This is a genomic window from Desulfocurvibacter africanus subsp. africanus DSM 2603, from assembly GCF_000422545.1.
Lineage (GTDB): Bacteria > Desulfobacterota > Desulfovibrionia > Desulfovibrionales > Desulfovibrionaceae > Desulfocurvibacter > Desulfocurvibacter africanus.
Window position 1 is genome coordinate 37,550 of record NZ_AULZ01000011.1, and the last position, 16,728, is coordinate 54,277.

Sequence of the window (16,728 nt, forward strand, 5' to 3'; positions counted from 1 at the left end):
TTTTCGTATGTTCACGCAGCTCTCAGGAATATAGCCGATGAAAAGCACAGCCATTGCCGCTTCAAGCTTGAGTATGTACATGTATCATGAATGTTGAACTGAACACTAACCGATCAGGCAAGGGCGGTATGCGAACATGGCTTGAGCGCGCGACAAAGACCCTGGCTCGGGATGAGAGCGCAGAGATTGCCAAGGCACTGAAGCCCTTGCCGCGAGAGTTATCCGTGCTGGATGTGGGTTGCGGCTTTGGCCGCAAAATGCGCCTTCTGCAAAGTCTGGGATTCTCAAACGTGGAGGGCGTGGAAAAAAACACCGCGCAAGTGAAGCTGGCCAGGCAAGATGGGCTGCGGGTGCATGGAGCTGAAGAGTTCTGTCAAGGCGTAGGCCAAGCGGTTTACGATCTGCTGGTCATGGCCCATGTCATTGAGCACTTCCCGTTCGACAAGCTGTTGGAGTTCCTGGACGACTATCTTGATCGTTTAAGGCCGGGAGGGTGGCTGCTTGTTGTTTCACCCCTTATGCACAAGGATTTTTTTCTCGATTTCGACCACGTGAAGCCTTATTACCCGCAAGGTATCAAGGATTTCTTCGGCAAGGGCGACGAGCAGGTGCAATCTTACTCCCGGCACACGTTGCAACTTGTGGACATTCGGTTTCGGCGAAGCCCCTGGCGCCTGCGCTTGAACCGTGCCTTGATACTCAAACGAGGCGACTTGCTTCCTAAAGTGTGCAACTTCTTGCTGGCCTTGGCTTTTCGCTGCTCAGGAAAGCTCTTGGGCCATAAAACAGGCTGGATCGGATTGTACCGCAAACGCTGACCTGCAGGCACGGAATCATGCTGTTGAGGCCATGGCGGGCGCCGGCCGGACTTACCGCGTGCTGGCCAAGCGACCTTATCGGAAGAGCATTACTTGCTGTCAGAGCTGCTTTTGCGGAAAGCTCGCACACGGGTTTTGAGGTTGTGCTCCCGGAAGCGGCCTGGACAATCCACGCTGATTTCCCAATCCTGCTTTAGGATCTCCGCCGCATACTCCAGGACTTGAACACGTCCGTGCCGAAGGAAGCCAGGAGGGTAGAATGCGGACAGACTGTCGTGATCACAGCCCAAGTCGTTTTGGCTGTTGTATTCCGGCCGAAGGGTAAAGAGCAGTTCACTACGCGATACCTGTGCCACGGCCTTCAAGCATGCGTGCAGCTTGCCTTTAGCCACCACGGACCTACCGATGAAGTCGATGAGCATGCCTAGGCCGAAGGTTTCCTTCAAGTCTTCCTTGAGGAAGTCAGCTACACGAAATTCCGTGTTGGTAAGACCGTAATCTAGAGCCAGAAGACGGCAACCGGCGACAACTGCTGGATCGATGTCCACGCCAAGAACCCTGGCCGCTCCACCCTGTGCCGCCAGGAGTGAGTAGGCGCCAAGGTTGCAGCCAAGGTCGACGATGCTTCTGCCTGTCAACTCGACTCCATGCAATGTCTCTGGAAGTATGTCGGGAAATTTACCGCCGCCTCGACGCAACAGCTTGCCTGCATGATCACGCACCGGGCGCCAGACGCTTTCAGCAGGCAGGCTCCCGATGTACCGCTCCAATTCGTTCGGTTCAAATTCCATGCTGGCCGCTCTCCTGGTTTTTTCCAGACATCCCGCAGCGTACGCTAATTCCGCGTCAGGTTTCCTGGAACCCCGGCGGTAGTCTTAAGTTTACACTGAAAACACGGGATTGCCACGGTATTCTGATAATATGGTCAAGTTCTTGCAAACTACCTGGATAGAGCTCCAATGGCCTGTGCGGGGGATTTGTGCTTCATGATTGGAAAAGTAATCGCGTTATCCAGCGATATCCATGTAGAAGGGCTCGCATAATAAAAAGATGTTCAGTTCTGAAGCGTTAGTGTGAGAAGAAGCAATGCGAAACTAGTATTGCGTTTTTTCCACTTGAAAATGGGGAAATGAAAGGTCATTCATCTGGAAAGAGAAGCAAGCATAAGGCGATGGCCAGCGATGGAGAGCCGGTCCGCTATGGGTGGGAGCATGCATGCCGTGTAAGGCGAGCGTGCGGTCGACTGTGCTTGGTAATTTCGTGCATGAGCGGCATGACATAGTTTTCTTCACGACAGGAATCCGAGCAGGTGATGCAATTGGGCGTACAGGGCATGGCGTTTGCCGAGGCGGGTAAAAAACGATCCCTCAAGCCGCTTGGCGAGGCGCTCGAAAGTGTGGCCAAGGCCGTTGGCAAGGCAATTGAGGGCCGAGAGACGGATTTTCTTGCGTTGGGGACTAGACTTCAGGAATTTACTCGCTCCGTACTTGATTTGACGCGTCAGGCCTCGGATCTCGCAGGGTTAACTTCGGGAGACGAACTGGACAGAAGAGTCGGGGAATTGTCTGCCGAGCTTGAGCGCATGCGCAACCTAGTGGGCCGGGATTCTTCAGGCCAGAGCCTGCGGGAACTCGATTCCATCCTGGAGGTTTCCCGTAAGCTTAAAGCACTCAGCCAGGACTTCCGGCGCATCGTCAAAAAACTGCAAATGCTTGGCATATCGACGCGCATCGAGAGCGCCAGGCTTGGTAGCATGGGGCGGGGGTTCACCACCCTGGCCGACGATGTGGAAAAGCTGGCCCACACCATTGTTGCGCATTCATCCCAGATAACTCAAAAGGCTGAATCCTTGTGTGAGCTTGTAGCTTCGGTGCGCGAACGGACTACATCCATTCTGGACATGCAGCAGACATGTTCGACCGACATTTTTTGCGGCATCGAAGACAACCTGCGCTCGCTGGTGGACTTGACGCACAAGTCCGCACAGGTATCGTCCGAGTTGCCGGACAAGGCTCGCAACATTTCCGCCGAGATCAGCGAGGTCGTCTCATCCCTGCAGTTTCATGATATCGTGCGCCAGCAGGTTGAGCATGTTGCCGAGGCCTTGGAAGAGGGCTTAGGGCTGCTTCAACCACACCTTGCCAAAGCTGAGCTTGAGCCTGAGGGCAAGGATTTGGTGAGTTGGGTAGCCGACGTCTGTACCCTGCAAGCTTCCCAACTACATAACGCAGCCGGTCAGTTTTCCTCTGCTCTGGAGTGCTTGAGTGAGCATATGGGGGGCATAGCGCGGCACGCCGTTGCGTTGAGTAGCTCTTTAGCGCTGTCCGTCTCGGCCGATAGAGGGTCTGGGGTTAGTGTCCTAGACCAGATTGAGCAAGGCGTCGGAGACATCACCGAGTCCATGCGTGAATATGCCAGCCAGGGCGAGGCCGTGGGCGGGATCATGAGCGATGTTGCCAACACCATCGCTGAAATGTCAGCTTTCGTTAGCGACATTGAAGACGTGGGTGCGGAAATCGAGCTTATTGCTCTGAACGCGAGCGTCAAGGCTGCGCACACCGGAGATGAAGGCAAGGCCTTGGGCGTGTTGGCACAAGCCATTCAGCATCTTTCCGTGGAAGCCAGAGATCAGACAGAGGCTGTATCTTCTGTTCTCGTGCAGATTTCCACTGCTTCCGAGGCATTGCTCCGCAATGCCGATGCTTCTATTGACCGCGGGCAGGTGGCTGCCATGATCGCGCGTATGGGCGACCTGACGGGCAGCTTGCGCAACATTAGTGAACGGGTTGGCTCTGGGCTGGCGACTATCGGCACTTCGGTGGGAGACTTGGCCAACTCCATTGAAGATACGGTGGAGGGTCTGACGTTCCATCACGATGTAGCTCACAAGCTCGAGGAATCCAAAGCCAGACTGGAGCAGGCCGGTCAGGAAGCTAGACATATCGTCCCGCACAGTGATGATGCACTGCGTTCGGAGCGGCTCAGGGCTATGCTCGACAGATATACCATGGATGCCGAGCGCATCATTCACATGAGCACCTTTGGTCACTCTGGTCAGACTCTGGAGAACTCCAATAGCTTTCAACCTGCAGCGTGCGTGACGAGTCTTGATCGAACCAAAAAAGCGGCTCCAAGTGGCAGTGACGATCTCGGTGACAATGTGGAGCTATTTTAGGGCATTTTTGCGCAAGTCTGATGTCCTACCTACGAACTTGCATAAATGCACAAAGCAAGATATTTAAGCTTTATAAATGGCTAGCTCGTAGAGATTGGCGAAAGGCATTGCAAGAAAAGCTTTAATTGACTTTTGATGTCTCAAGTAACGAAACATATTTGCAATGTCTGGCATCGCTCTAAGGAACTATTCTATAGTCGCCATGGCCTTGTCCACGGCAAGAGATTGTGAACAATAGTTGACGAATGGCCCAGCGCAACAACGCAGGGAGAGAAATATGGGTGACTGCGAAAAAGTGGACGATCGACTTGTCTTGAGTGGAGAGTTCACCATTGAGCATGCGGCGGACCTCAAGGCGTTTCTGGCTGAGGCCGCGGCTGCCGGTGGGCCGGGGCTTGTGGATCTCACCCAGGTTACCAGGGCAGGCATCTCTTTGTTTCAGTTGCTGATTTCTTTCGCCACGACCATGGAAGCGTCGGGATTCGATGTCCGTTTCACCGGTCTGAATGAATATCTCACATCGCTAGCTGAAACCGCCGGGGTGCGCGATGCCCTGGCGCCGCACATCGCAGAGGGAGGATGAGCCGGATGGCCAAGACGATCATGACCGTGGATGATTCCGCCAGCGTCCGCCAGATGGTCAGCTTCACGCTGAAGAATGAAGGGCACACCGTTATCGAGGCGGTGGATGGCAAGGATGCCCTGGGCAAGCTCAAAGGTCAGGTGGACATGATCATCACCGATTTGAACATGCCTAACATGGATGGCATTGAGCTTATCAAGCAGGTTCGCGCCCAGGCGACCTATAAATTCATACCAATCATCATGCTGACTACTGAATCCCAGGCCGAGAAGAAGCAAGATGGCAAGGCCGCCGGTGCTACGGGCTGGATAGTCAAGCCATTCAAACCCGAGCAACTTCTCGCGGTGGTGAACAAGGTCCTGCGCTAAGCGGGACAGCGACCTGTCGCGCGCCCAGAGTTGTTGCCTGAAGCAACGCAGGGATTGCAGACAGGGAAGCGAGGAATCCATGTCCCGTGACGATCTTAACAGGCTGGCATTCAAGGAGGAGGCGCACGACCTTCTCTCGGAGTTGGAAAGCGCTCTGCTAGAATTGGAGGCGACCCCCGACGACCGCGAGACCATTGATCGTGTCTTTCGGGCCATGCACACCATCAAAGGCTCTGGCGCCATGTTCGGGTTCGACGACATCGCCAGGTTCACCCATGAGGTGGAAACCGTTTTCGATTTGGTGCGTAACGGTCAACTTGCGGTCAGTAAAGAGTTGCTCGATCTGACATTGGTCGCCCGGGACAGAATCATGGCCATGCTTAGCGGCTCTGAATCGGGAATTGATCAGGACCCTGCCGCCTCGCAGCGCATCGTCAAATCGCTGAAATCCCTTTTAGGGCAAGCCGGAGTCTTTGCGTCCCTCCCGGAGCCAAAGCCCGAGTCCAGTATCCAACCCCCGACTGCCGTGAATGAAGATGCTGAAATTTTCCGCATCCACTTTAAGCCTCCCAGAAATGTTTTCTTGTCTGGCACTGACCCGCTGGCACTTTTGGAGGAACTCGCAGCGCTCGGCACATGCAAGGTTACGGCGCACCTGGATGATGTTCCCGTTTTATCCGCCTATGAACCGGATGCCTGCTACGCTTGGTGGAATGTGATCATCGTCACCAGGGCAGGGCGGCAGGCGCTGCAGGATGTCTTCATCTTTGTCGAGGACGACAGCGAGATCTCGATTGACAAGGTAGAGCCCGGCTTGAATGTCGAGGTCAACGGCGAGCACAAGAAGCTGGGCGAGATACTTGTCGATCGAGGCGACATAACCGAGGAGGACTTGCTCAAGGCTTTGGGCAGCCAGAAGCGCATTGGTGCGATCCTCACCGAGAGCGGTATTGTCAGCCCGGCGCAAGTGGCCTCGGCTTTGGCCGAACAAGCCGCACTTAAGGACGGACGGGGCGCGCGCAAGCCCCAGGAGTCTGTTTCCAGCATTCGCGTGGCGGCCGAAAAGTTGGATAAGCTGGTGGACCTTGTTGGCGAGCTGGTCATTGTTCAGGCCCAGGTTAATCAGTATGTGGTCCAGCGTAAGGACCCATACTTGGCTGCTTTGTCGGAGCAATTGGGGCGGCTTTCGGACGAGTTGCGCGATAGCACTCTGGGCATCCGCATGTTGCCGATCGGCACAACTTTCAGCAAGTTCAAGAGACTCGTTAGAGACCTATCGGACGCTTTGGGCAAGGAGATAGAGCTGGAGACGGAAGGCGCCGAAACTGAATTGGATAAGACAGTCATTGAGCGCTTTGGCGATCCACTGGTGCATCTTCTGCGCAATTCCATCGATCATGGCATCGAGCTTCCAGCCGAGCGGCTGGCTCAGGGCAAGCCTCGCCATGGGACCATCAAGCTCACAGCCGAGCACTCGGGCGGCGACGTGCTAATCCGCATCTTCGATGATGGCAAGGGCTTGGATGCGAAAACCATCTTCACCAAGGCCGTGGAAAAAGGGCTGGTCTCTCCCGATGCCGAGTTGAGCGAGAAGGAGATCTTCAACTTTATCTTCGCCCCTGGTTTCTCCACCGCCAAGGCCGTGACCAACGTCTCGGGACGCGGAGTCGGCATGGATGTGGTCAAGCAGGCCATCGACAGCCTGCGGGGCAGCATCGACATTGCCAGCAACAAAGGCTTGGGCACGACTATCACTATCAAACTGCCCTTGACTCTGGCCATTATCGACGGCTTGCAGGTCCAGGTTGAAAACGAATTCTACGTGATCCCGCTTTCTCTGGTTGAGGAGTGCGTGGAATTGATCGGGACCAAAGGCAATGGGCGTCGCGAACAGCGCATCATTCACCTGCGAGGGGAAGTGGTGCCTTATATCCGCATGCGTGAGTGGTTCGACATTTCCGGCACCGCCCCTGAGATCGAGCAGGTCGTCATTACATCTCAGGGTGACAATAGGGTGGGTATTGTCGTGGATCACGTCATCGGTGAACACCAGACAGTCATCAAATCGCTGGGACGGGTTTATCGAGAGGTTGAGGGTATTTCCGGCGCAACCATCAAAGGTGACGGAAGTATGGCCCTTATTCTGGACATTCCGCGCCTGGTTCGCTCGGTTTTGGAGTCTTGCACGTGAAAGGAACTAACTGGATGCCAAGCCGAACCTCGGAACGCCATGGCAGGCGTGAGCCGTTGTGAAGGAGCTAGGCGAGGCCATGTCCGATAGCAAACAGGTATCTGTGAGAAGGGATCAGAGCAATTCTCGGCAACTCAGCGCCCGCGACTTCGCGCGTTTCAGCGAGTTCATACATACCGAATGCGGCATCAAGATGCCGCCGAGCAAGAAAACCATGCTCGAAGCCCGCTTGCAAAAACGATTACGGGCTTTGGCTTTGCCTGACTACTCTCACTACTGCGCCTACTTTTTTTCAAAGGAAGGCATGGCTACGGAGCTTCCGCATCTTCTTGACGTAGTGACCACAAACACCACGGACTTCTTTCGGGAGCCAAATCACTTTGATTTGCTTTCCAGGAATGTGCTTCCGCGTTGGTTGAGCCGCCATCAAGGCCGAGAGTTGGCCGTATGGAGCGCTGGCTGCTCCACGGGGGAAGAGCCATACTCCCTGGCCATCGTGTTAAGTGAATTCCAGCTTCAGCAACCGGAGTTCCGCTTTTCCATCCTTGCCACGGATATTTCCACACGGGTCCTGGAGCATGCCTCTCGGGCCGTCTATGCCGAGGATAAACTCGAAAAGGTGCCCAAGCCTTTACACAAGCTTCACTTCCTGCGCAGCAAGGACCGCAGCAGGCGCCTTGTGCGCGTGGCTCCCGAAGTGCGCCGGCTAGTCAGCTTTCAGCGGCTCAATTTCATGGAAGAGTTCTCATTCAAGAACAGGATGGACATCATCTTTTGCCGCAATGTCATGATCTACTTTGACCGGCCTACCCAGGAGCGCCTGCTAAGCAAATTTTGCTCCCACCTGCACCAAGGTGGCCATATTTTCATCGGCCACTCGGAAAGCCTAACGGGAATGCAATTGCCGCTTCGGCAGCTCGCGCCCACGGTCTACGAGCGCGTCTGAACGACAGCGATCAGGAGAATGCATGCCTTTAGGCTCCAAGATTAAGGTGCTTGTAGTCGACGATTCCGCGCTCGTGCGCCAGACTCTCTCCGAGGTGCTCTCCGAGGACCCGGCCATTGAGGTTATCGGCAAGGCCGGCGATCCATTCGCGGCGGCGAAAATCATGGAGGAAATAGCGCCCGACGTCATCACGTTGGATGTGGAAATGCCACGCATGGATGGGCTGACATTTCTACGTAAGATCATGAGCCAGCATCCCATTCCGGTAGTCATTTGCTCCACGCTCACGGAACATGGCTCCGAAACGCTCATGCGCGCCTTGGACTATGGCGCGGTGGAGATCATCCAGAAGCCCAAGCTTGGCACGCGCCAGTTTCTGGAAGAGTCCAAGATCCGTATACGCGATGCGGTAAAGGCAGCGGCTTCGGTCAAACTCAGGAAGCTTACCAGACCCATGGAGGTCTCCCCCAAGCTATCCGCCGACGCTGTTCTGCCGGGCGTAAGGCTGAATGCCCCGAGCCAGTTGCAGACCACGGAGAAGATCGTGCTCGTGGGCGCTAGCACCGGCGGCACGGAAGCCCTGCGCATATTCCTTGAGGCCATGCCACAGGACTGCCCGGCCATCGCCATTGTCCAGCACATGCCCGAGCATTTTACCACGGCTTTTGCCAAGCGCCTGGACACCATCTGCAGCATCAATGTGCGCGAGGCCGCCAACAATGACACCATGTTGCGGGGGCAAGCGCTGATCGCTCCCGGCAACAAGCACATGCTCGTCAAGCGTAGCGGAGCCCGCTATTACGTGGAAGTTCGGGATGGTCCACTGGTGCGCCGACATAGACCCTCCGTGGATGTGCTTTTTCGCTCCGGCGCACGTTACGCTGGAAAGAATGCTGTTGGCGTGATCATGACCGGCATGGGTGATGACGGTGCCCATGGCCTGCTGGAGATGAAACAGGCCGGAGCCTTCACCGTGGCCCAAGATGAAGCCTCCAGCGTGGTATTCGGCATGCCGGGCGAGGCTATCAAGCTGGGCGCGGCTTATAAAGTTCTCTCCCTGGAGCGCATCGCCCATGAAGTAGTACGATTCTGTTCTTCGTCTTAGAGCATTTTGCTTTTGAAAATGCTCTGCAAGCCGTGCGTCGGCATGGCTTGCAGCCGCGTAGGCGTAGGCGCAATTCACTTGCGCCGTTAACGCCGGAGCGGGCGTCTTAAAAGCAATCTGCTCTAGAGCTTCAAGTGCTGCTTCCCTGAAATAGGCTTACACAACGGTCTCCAGCATGGGAGGCCGCAATGGGCGCATGAAGTTGACCTTGTTTCGTGGACAGATCACCCTTCGTGGAGAAGAGGTTCACGAAGCCTACATCACGTCCGCTTAATCAGTAGCCTTTCGCCAGTAGATCATCGACTTGTCCTGGACAGCCGCTCGCCTGAGGAGCTGGCTGTCGTAGATGATATCCTCGAAGACGCCAGCAGCAATCAAGCACCGCGCCTATCGATAGACGATCTGCCATGGTGGGAAATCGTGCGGCAGCCATCGCCAGAACGTGCTCGTGCGCACGATCCAGCGCAGGGCGTTGAAGACCTCGCATCAGTAGTGTCGGCGCTGGCCGGCGTACTCGGACAGAAGGCTCAGGTACGATACGACGAACTCCCACTCTTCGTCGCTCACTTCCGTTGGGTAAGGCTTACGGTTCATAAGCCTTACCCAAAAAGAAATATCAATCAGTCCACAACACGCTCTAGACAGCCCATCTCAGCGGCAACCAGGTCATCATAAGTTTCACGACGGCGAGCTAAAACGGTCACTTCTCCATCGACCATGACCTCGGCTGCTCGTGGTCGGGAGTTATACTGGGAAGACATGGCAAATCCATAAGCTCCAGCCGAGAAAGCAGCCAAAAGTTCCCCAGATTCCACGTTTGGCAGTTCACGATCACGGGCCAAAAAGTCTCCTGACTCACAGATGGGGCCCACCACATCCACATTGATTTTGGGCCTGTTATGCTCCACCACTTCGGCAATACGATGGAAGGAGCCGTAGAGCGAGGGGCGCACCAAGTCATTCATGGCCGCGTCCACGATGACAAAATCCTTGCTAGGTGTGGACTTAGTGTAGAGTACCTTGGTGACCAGAATTCCTGCATTGCCGGCGATGACCCGCCCCGGTTCAAGGATGATGGTGAGCGGAAGACCCTTGAGCCGTTCCGTAAGAGCTTTGCCAAAGGCTTCGGGGTGTGGGGGCTCTTCCTCATTGTAGGTGATGCCCAAACCGCCGCCCAGATCGAGGTAGCGGATATCAATGCCCATTTCCCTCAGTTTGCCATAAAATTCCACGAGCTTGTCCAAGGCCTCCAGGAACGGCTCGATGCTGGTCAACTGGGAACCAATATGGCAGTCGATGCCCACAGGCTCGATGCCAGGCAAGCCCTTGGCCATCCTGTAAGTTTCCAAGGAAGTCTCCATATCCAGGCCGAACTTGTTTTTCTTCATGCCCGTGGAGATGTAAGGATGCGTCTTAGGATCCACGTCGGGATTGATGCGTAGGGAAATGCGCGCGATCCGTCCGCTTTCGCTGGCTATAGCGCTTATGGTTCTGAGTTCTTCACGTGATTCCACATTGAACATGAGAATGCCCGCATCCAGGGCTTGGCGGATCTCCTCAGGGCGCTTACCCACACCGGAGTAAACAATCTTCTCAGGAGAAACGCCGGCCTTGAGCGCGCGATGCAGCTCGCCGCCAGAGACGATGTCCATGCCGGCGCCCAGGCTGGCCAGGAGTCGCAGCACGCAAAGATTGGAGTTGGCCTTGACCGAGTAGCAGGTGATATGTGGCAAAGCGGAGAAGGCGGAGTCAAAGGCCTGAAAATGTCGGCTGAATGTAGCTTTACTGTAGACGTAAAGAGGCGTGCCGAACTGTCGGGCCAGATCTTCCACTGGAATGTCTTCGGCATGCAAGCGGCCGTTGTGGTATTCGAAATGATGCATGATTACTCCTTGGGATTGCTGGATACAGCGCTAGCGGGCATGACCGGCCCCGCCACGGTGTCGCCTGGCCGCAGACGGGTGGCCCCCGTGAGCCGCCACCGGTATTGCCGGTCAGGGTCAAGACCGCAGTAGCTCAGTGAAAGTATGCTATCCTTCAATAGAAGCTGGGGATCTCCAGGTAGATACTCGATGCGCTGGTCGGGTGAAAACGGGCAGTCAGGACAACCATCGGGAGCCTCGATTTGCAAGAATAGGGCGCGGGCAGCTCCAATGTTGCCTTGTACATCAGCGTTCACCAGCAGGCATTTCCCTTGGCGGCGACCTTGGACCTTAGCAAAAGAGAAGGTCTCCTCCTCAAGGTTTGGTCTAGGCCACCTCTTGTTGCCGCAGGATATCGATGAGGCAAAAAGGATGACCATCATTGCCGCAAGCAGGAAATTTCTCATGAGCCTGATTCCTCGTCAATGCGGTTTTTCCAGGTCTGGAGGAGGTTTAATGCTTCAAGCGGTGTCAGGCGATCAACCTTGATTTCCCGCAATTCCTGTATCAGCGGGTGTTCCGCTGCCTTGGCTGTCGCTGTTACCTTGCCAGGCTTGCCCCCCATGCCAGGCAGCAATGTTTGGCAGGACAAGGTTCGCGGCGAATCGGGCGCATCACCACTCTTGGCTCGTTCCAATTCGGAGAGTATTTCGCGCGCTCGTCGCACCACGCTGTCCGGCACGCCAGCCAGCCGGGCCACTTCGATGCCGTAACTGCGGTCAGAGGGGCCAGGCACGAGCCGGCGCAGAAAAATGATGTCGCCTTTCCATTCCTTGATGGCCACGGTGTAGTTGCGTACGCCGGGCATACGTCCTTCCAATGCCGTAAGCTCATGATAGTGCGTGGCGAAGAGGGTGCGGATGGCGCCCTTACCCCGGCGCGCGAATTCCTCCACCACGGCCCAGGCCAAGGCCAAGCCATCGAAGGTGCTCGTGCCCCGGCCTATTTCGTCCAAAATGACTAGGCTGCGCATAGTGGCTTGGCGCAGGATGCGCGCAGTTTCCATCATCTCGACCATGAACGTGGACTGCCCTTGGGCCAGGTTGTCCGATGCTCCTACACGAGAGAAGACTCGATCAACCAGGCCGATATCCGCCTCGGACGCAGGCACGTAGGAACCCATCTGGGCCATGATGCAAATGATGGCGGACTGGCGCAGGATGGTGGACTTGCCGGCCATGTTGGGACCGGTAATAAGCATGAGCCGGCAGAACTCGTCCAGGCGCAGGTCGTTGGGGATGAAGTTGCCTCGACCTTGGACCTGCTCGACCACGGGATGACGGCCTCCTCTGATGCGCAACTCCAAGCCTTCGTGCAGCCTCGGCCTAAGCCACTCGTTGCGCCGAGCGACCTCGGCCATTGATTGCCAATAGTCCAGTGTTGCCAGAGCTTCAGCCATGACCATGAAGCGCGGCCTGGCTTTGGCTACGGTTTCGCGCAACTTTTGAAACAGCTTGTATTCCAAGCTCTTGAGTATTTCCGCAGCAGTAAGAATTTTCTCCTCCAGCTCTTTAAGGGCTGGAGTCACATAACGTTCGGCGTTGGCCAAGGTTTGGCGACGGATGAAATGCTCGGGCGCGCGATCGTGAACGGCCTTTGACAACTCCAGGTAGTAGCCGAAAACCCGGTTGTAGCCCAACCTAAGCTTGGGCAGGTCGTTCTCGCGCTGTTCGACCTCCAGAAGTTCCTTGAGCTTGGCCTCGCCATGCTCGCTCAACTCGAGTAGCTCGTCCAACTCAGAGTCAAAGCCGGGCTTGAACAAACCTCCCTCTGTGATCACCGGAGGAGGATTGTCGGACAGGGCGCGATTAAGCAGGTCGCGGATGTCTTCCAGGTCATCCCATGCCGAGAGAATCTTGGCGGCTTCCGTTGGAAGGTCGCCACCTGTTGATACCAGTGCCTGGCGGACCTCCGGCAATACAGCCAAGCTTTCACGCAAGGCCAGGTAGTCTTTGGGGGCTGCGCGCCCCAGAAAAACACGCGTGGAAAGCCGTTCAAGATCATAGACCCGCTCCAGGGCCATACGCAGCCGTCCGCGCTGCTCATCTCCAGCAAAAAGCCACGCTACGGCCTCCTGTGTCGCCAGAATAGGCGCCAACATGCGCCAGGGCTGCCGAAGTCGCGATTCGAGCAGTCTGCCGCCCATGGCCGTCATGGTTTCGTCCAGCACATGGCGTAACGTTCCCCGGCCTGTTTTGCCATCCAGGCGGCGGAATAACTCCAGGTTGCGTTCGGTCACCTCATCAAGGATGAGGTGGTCGCCCAAATTGAGCGGACGAAACGCACCCAGATGCCCTAGCTCATCATGCCTCTGAGTCTGACGCAGGTAGCACAGGAGGGCGCCGCAGCAACGGGCCAATTCGGGTTTGTCCTCCAGGTCGAGAACTGAGAGATCGGCTACTCCCAAAACCTTAGGCAATTCTCGCCTTGCCGCGGCCAGGTCGAAGGCGGGCAGAGCAGGGAGTCTGTTCACTTGCTTGGCAGCCTCGGCATATTGAGGCAGGACCTCATGACCAAGTGGCAGAAGCAGTTCGCGTGGTCCAAGTTTGGCCGTCCATTGCCATAGGATTTCAGCGCGACGGCTAGCCAAGCCACTCCATTCTCCGGTGGAGAAATCGACCCAGGCCAGAGCGCCGGCACCCTTATCCGCATCCCACCACAAAGCGGCCAGATAGTTGTGTGACTTAGATGCGAGGTTGGCATCCTCTATGACTGTACCGGGAGTGAGTACGCGGGTTACTGCCCGGCGCACCAATCCTTTGGCCTGCTTCGGATCTTCCACCTGATCACAGATGGCGACCCTGTAACCCTTTTCCAAGAGTTGGGTTAGGTAGCCGTCCACAGAGTGGTGGGGCACGCCGCACATTGGCACTTTGGTTTCGGAATTGGGATTGCGGCTGGTCAGGGCGATCTGCAGCTCCCGGGCCGCGATCTGGGCGTCTTCAAAGAAGACTTCATAGAAGTCGCCCATACGATAGAAGAGCAAGGCATCCGGGTATTCCTGCTTAATACCGAGATACTGCTCGAACATGGGCGTGAGCTTGGGGGCCGAGGACATTAACGTGCTTTTCTAGAGTATTCTTTGTCAATCGGTTAAAAGCATACGGAAGACAATGGAGTGCCAGCTTCCACAGCGGGCACAGACAAAAAATAGCTGGCTTTGCTTCAAACCGCAAACACCGCAGGCGAAGCGCTTCACGGATCGGGCCTTGTTAATGAAAAACTCTAATTGGCTATGGAATAAGGGAGAAAGATTTTGTTCCTCAAGCGACAACCCCAACAAGTCAAGACGCGCCGGCCAGAAGGTGGGATCCAGTAGAAGGGCGCGTTCAAGCCAAGTGCTCGCTTCCTGAAGTCGGCCATTGAGAGCCAGAATGAGGGCTCCGTAGTAGTGAAGGAGTATTTCGCCATGACGGGATTCCAATTCGTTGAGTACGGCAACAAGTAGTTCCGTTTCCGTCTGAGAGAGGGATATCGTTCTTGCATTGGCAGAGTCCGGCAAACGACCTTTGGTGGCATGACTCAAAAGTCCTTCAAAAAGAATAAAGCTTAGTTCTGGCCGTACATGGGCAAGCGCATCCGAAAGTGTTTTGCGTAGCCTGTCCTTGTCGCCGGCATCATACTCGCGTGTGAGTTGAAAGAGCCATGCTTCGAGACTCCCAGGATAAACCCGCAAGGCTTTTTTGAGTGTCTTCTTACCTTGCGCCTCCACACCCTTGTCGAAAAGCTCGCGTGCGAACTGCACAAGGTAGTGGGCCTCGGCCTGGGGATGGTCAAGCTGGGAATAGAGTGTAGCGGCCTGCTCGTAATCCCCGCCATCTGCGGCCAATCTAGCCAATTCGCTTAGAATGAGCTTGTTTCGACCTCCCAGGGCTTGGGCCTCTTCCAGAGCTGCCCGGGCGCGATCCACGAATCCGGCGCGTTTGTAGTCGCGGCCAAGTTCGTAGAGAGCCTTAATCTTGAACTCCTTGTCCAATCCCGGCCGTACAATAAGGTTATTACGTATCTGAACGGCGCGCTCTATCTCGCCTTGGGAGCGATAGAGGTTACCCAAGGCGAGATAGATCTCCACCGAATCGGGGTTGTTTTTGACCACCCGGCTGAGTTCGCCGATAGCCGCCAGAGTATCCTGGGACGGCGGCATCTGCCCCTCTCCGGGATGCTTCGTCGGCTCGGTGCGCTGCTCAGGCATTTTGGAGCACTTCCGCCGGAATAACCAGAACATGTTCAGCCTCGTATTATGTTCCGGATTCGGCCTTGCTTTCTGGAGAAGCCGCATAGGATTCTTCGCTGACGGCGGGATACGTCTCCTGCAAGGGAAGATTACGCAGAGAGTTAACTTCTTGTTCCAACTTGCCGATCTGTGACCGGCAGGCGCGCAGTTGCTTGGCAAGGCGCAGTTTCTCGATGAAGAAGTAGAGCAAGGTCAGCACTCCACCGAGAAAGAACGCGGCGATAAGCACAAAATATAGCGGCGTTTGCAGGGAGCGCCAGACATTTCCAAATATATCGAGCTGGAACTGGAGGCCCGTATTGAGGATATCAGTATTCTGCTGGAAGAAGATGAGCAGGATGGCGATAAAGATGAGCAGAGCTAGGATCTTAAGGTAACGCATGGGCTCCTCCTTGGCGCTTGGATTAGTTGCGTGAGGTTACGAAATAGGGTTTGAGCCTGGAATAGGTAGCCATAAGATGATCAGGAATGACCCTGGTTTCGCCAAATACGGCCATGAACGATGCGTCACCGTTCCAGCGAGGTACAAGCTGGAAGTGCAGGTGTGCGGCAATACCCGCCCCCGCGGCTTCACCCAGGTTCAATCCGGCGTTGACTCCCTGTGGGCGCATGGCCTCTTTGAGCACGGACACACAACGGGTAACGTATTCCATGACTTCTTGCCGTTCTTCTGCTGTCAGATCGGTCAGACAACTCACATGGCGGTAGGGGGCCACCATGAGATGACCACTATTATAAGGATACTTATTCATGATCACATAGCACAGGCTGCCTCGAGCAAGAATCTTACGCTCCTCGTCCTCAGCAGTATTACTCGGCACACAGAACACGCACTCGTCTGGCTTGGGGCCGAGAATATAGTCCATTCTCCATGGTGCCCATAGCACGTCCACTTGCTATTCCTCCTTGCCCAGCATTTGTTCTACCCAATCAAGCGCCTCCGCTGAATCAGTTGCGGAAATGACGCCTTCGATGCAAGACCATTTGCCAATGGCGATAACACTTTTGCCGATTTTTTTAGCCAGAGCGACTTCGGATAGGGTTCCCCAGCCGCCGTGTATGGCTACTATCACATCAGCGTTGAGCACGACTAAATAATTACGCATGTGGCCAAGGCCCGTCGCGATGCGGATATCATTGGGCTCCGCAGACTCTCTGCGGTCATGGCCAGGCAGAATGCCGATGGAACGGCCTCCTGCGGCACGCGCGCCTTCGTTGGCCGCGCGCATGACTCCGCCCATGCCGCCGCTGACGAGCGTGTAGCCGCGCAAGGCCAGCAGTCTTCCCAATTCGCGAGCCATCTCGGCCTCGCTCTGCCCGCAATTGCCTGCACCTATGACGGCTACAGCGCGCTCCCTGTCCATAGCATCTTGCCTCTATTCTTCG

15 protein-coding genes and 1 pseudogene are annotated in these 16,728 nt (G+C 55.7%); 7 read left to right on the forward strand and 9 right to left on the reverse strand.

The window, feature by feature from the left end; translation table 11 throughout:
- Positions 1-86 precede the first annotated feature (86 nt).
- Positions 87-818, forward strand: a complete 732-nt coding sequence (locus tag H585_RS0108480) for a class I SAM-dependent methyltransferase (RefSeq protein ID WP_244432500.1) — start codon at positions 87-89, stop codon at positions 816-818.
- Between the two features lie 89 nt (positions 819-907).
- Here H585_RS0108480 and H585_RS0108485 read toward each other — a convergent pair whose 3' ends face one another.
- On the reverse strand, positions 908-1,609 hold the full coding sequence (locus H585_RS0108485; RefSeq protein WP_027367513.1) for a methyltransferase domain-containing protein: 702 nt from the start codon (positions 1,607-1,609) through the stop codon (positions 908-910).
- 521 nt (positions 1,610-2,130) lie between these two features.
- On the opposite strand from H585_RS0108485, the gene H585_RS0108490 reads away from it, so the two are divergent.
- The 6 genes from H585_RS0108490 (at position 2,131) to H585_RS0108515 (ending at position 9,186) form a co-directional block, all read left to right on the forward strand.
- The gene (locus H585_RS0108490) at positions 2,131-3,993 is read left to right on the forward strand and encodes a methyl-accepting chemotaxis protein (protein WP_027367514.1); all 1,863 of its coding nucleotides are present in this window, start codon (positions 2,131-2,133) and stop codon (positions 3,991-3,993) included.
- Positions 3,994-4,270: 277 nt separating this feature from the next.
- On the forward strand, positions 4,271-4,576 hold the full coding sequence (locus H585_RS0108495) for an STAS domain-containing protein (RefSeq protein WP_027367515.1): 306 nt from the start codon (positions 4,271-4,273) through the stop codon (positions 4,574-4,576).
- Between the two features lie 5 nt (positions 4,577-4,581).
- The gene (locus tag H585_RS0108500) at positions 4,582-4,944 is read left to right on the forward strand and encodes a response regulator (RefSeq protein ID WP_005983635.1); all 363 of its coding nucleotides are present in this window, start codon (positions 4,582-4,584) and stop codon (positions 4,942-4,944) included.
- Between the two features lie 79 nt (positions 4,945-5,023).
- Positions 5,024-7,135: a chemotaxis protein CheA gene (locus H585_RS0108505; RefSeq protein ID WP_027367516.1), complete on the forward strand. Its 2,112-nt coding sequence runs from the start codon at positions 5,024-5,026 to the stop codon at positions 7,133-7,135.
- A 79-nt stretch (positions 7,136-7,214) separates the two neighbouring features.
- The gene (locus H585_RS0108510) at positions 7,215-8,081 is read left to right on the forward strand and encodes a CheR family methyltransferase (protein WP_014260989.1); all 867 of its coding nucleotides are present in this window, start codon (positions 7,215-7,217) and stop codon (positions 8,079-8,081) included.
- 22 nt (positions 8,082-8,103) lie between these two features.
- Positions 8,104-9,186, forward strand: a complete 1,083-nt coding sequence (locus tag H585_RS0108515; RefSeq protein WP_014260988.1) for a protein-glutamate methylesterase/protein-glutamine glutaminase — start codon at positions 8,104-8,106, stop codon at positions 9,184-9,186.
- 387 nt (positions 9,187-9,573) lie between these two features.
- Here the strand turns inward: H585_RS0108515 and H585_RS22460 are convergent.
- The 8 genes and pseudogenes from H585_RS22460 to H585_RS0108555 form a co-directional block, all read right to left on the reverse strand.
- Positions 9,574-9,657: pseudogene (locus H585_RS22460) on the reverse strand (transposase); the annotation flags it as partial.
- 149 nt (positions 9,658-9,806) lie between these two features.
- Positions 9,807-11,069: a diaminopimelate decarboxylase gene (lysA, locus tag H585_RS0108525; protein ID WP_014260987.1), complete on the reverse strand. Its 1,263-nt coding sequence runs from the start codon at positions 11,067-11,069 to the stop codon at positions 9,807-9,809.
- A 2-nt stretch (positions 11,070-11,071) separates the two neighbouring features.
- Positions 11,072-11,515: a hypothetical protein gene (locus H585_RS0108530; protein WP_027367518.1), complete on the reverse strand. Its 444-nt coding sequence runs from the start codon at positions 11,513-11,515 to the stop codon at positions 11,072-11,074.
- Entirely contained in the window at positions 11,512-14,166 is a 2,655-nt protein-coding gene (mutS, locus tag H585_RS0108535; RefSeq protein ID WP_027367519.1) for a DNA mismatch repair protein MutS, read from the reverse strand. Before mutS ends, H585_RS0108530 begins: the two co-directional genes overlap by 4 nt.
- Positions 14,167-14,193: 27 nt before the next feature.
- Positions 14,194-15,333, reverse strand: coding sequence for a tetratricopeptide repeat protein (locus H585_RS0108540; RefSeq protein ID WP_027367520.1), 1,140 nt, complete (start codon positions 15,331-15,333; stop codon positions 14,194-14,196).
- A 13-nt stretch (positions 15,334-15,346) separates the two neighbouring features.
- Positions 15,347-15,724, reverse strand: a complete 378-nt coding sequence (locus H585_RS0108545; protein ID WP_027367521.1) for a lipopolysaccharide assembly protein LapA domain-containing protein — start codon at positions 15,722-15,724, stop codon at positions 15,347-15,349.
- 22 nt (positions 15,725-15,746) lie between these two features.
- On the reverse strand, positions 15,747-16,235 hold the full coding sequence (locus H585_RS0108550) for an HIT family protein (protein WP_027367522.1): 489 nt from the start codon (positions 16,233-16,235) through the stop codon (positions 15,747-15,749).
- A gap of 3 nt (positions 16,236-16,238) precedes the next feature.
- On the reverse strand, positions 16,239-16,706 hold the full coding sequence (locus H585_RS0108555; RefSeq protein ID WP_005983654.1) for a TIGR00725 family protein: 468 nt from the start codon (positions 16,704-16,706) through the stop codon (positions 16,239-16,241).
- Between the last annotated feature and the right edge of the window lie 22 nt (positions 16,707-16,728).

Coding starts and splice junctions, on each gene's coding strand:
- H585_RS0108530 (WP_027367518.1), bottom strand. CDS start 11,515: ATGAGAAATTTCCTGCTTGCGGCAATGATGGTCATCCTTTTTGCCTCA.
- H585_RS0108505 (WP_027367516.1), top strand. CDS start 5,024: ATGTCCCGTGACGATCTTAACAGGCTGGCATTCAAGGAGGAGGCGCAC.
- H585_RS0108500 (WP_005983635.1), top strand. CDS start 4,582: ATGGCCAAGACGATCATGACCGTGGATGATTCCGCCAGCGTCCGCCAG.
- H585_RS0108485 (WP_027367513.1), bottom strand. CDS start 1,609: ATGGAATTTGAACCGAACGAATTGGAGCGGTACATCGGGAGCCTGCCT.
- H585_RS0108545 (WP_027367521.1), bottom strand. CDS start 15,724: ATGCGTTACCTTAAGATCCTAGCTCTGCTCATCTTTATCGCCATCCTG.
- lysA (WP_014260987.1), bottom strand. CDS start 11,069: ATGCATCATTTCGAATACCACAACGGCCGCTTGCATGCCGAAGACATT.
- H585_RS0108490 (WP_027367514.1), top strand. CDS start 2,131: ATGCAATTGGGCGTACAGGGCATGGCGTTTGCCGAGGCGGGTAAAAAA.
- H585_RS0108515 (WP_014260988.1), top strand. CDS start 8,104: ATGCCTTTAGGCTCCAAGATTAAGGTGCTTGTAGTCGACGATTCCGCG.
- mutS (WP_027367519.1), bottom strand. CDS start 14,166: ATGTCCTCGGCCCCCAAGCTCACGCCCATGTTCGAGCAGTATCTCGGT.
- H585_RS0108540 (WP_027367520.1), bottom strand. CDS start 15,333: ATGTTCTGGTTATTCCGGCGGAAGTGCTCCAAAATGCCTGAGCAGCGC.
- H585_RS0108480 (WP_244432500.1), top strand. CDS start 87: ATGAATGTTGAACTGAACACTAACCGATCAGGCAAGGGCGGTATGCGA.
- H585_RS0108510 (WP_014260989.1), top strand. CDS start 7,215: ATGTCCGATAGCAAACAGGTATCTGTGAGAAGGGATCAGAGCAATTCT.
- H585_RS0108495 (WP_027367515.1), top strand. CDS start 4,271: ATGGGTGACTGCGAAAAAGTGGACGATCGACTTGTCTTGAGTGGAGAG.
- H585_RS0108555 (WP_005983654.1), bottom strand. CDS start 16,706: ATGGACAGGGAGCGCGCTGTAGCCGTCATAGGTGCAGGCAATTGCGGG.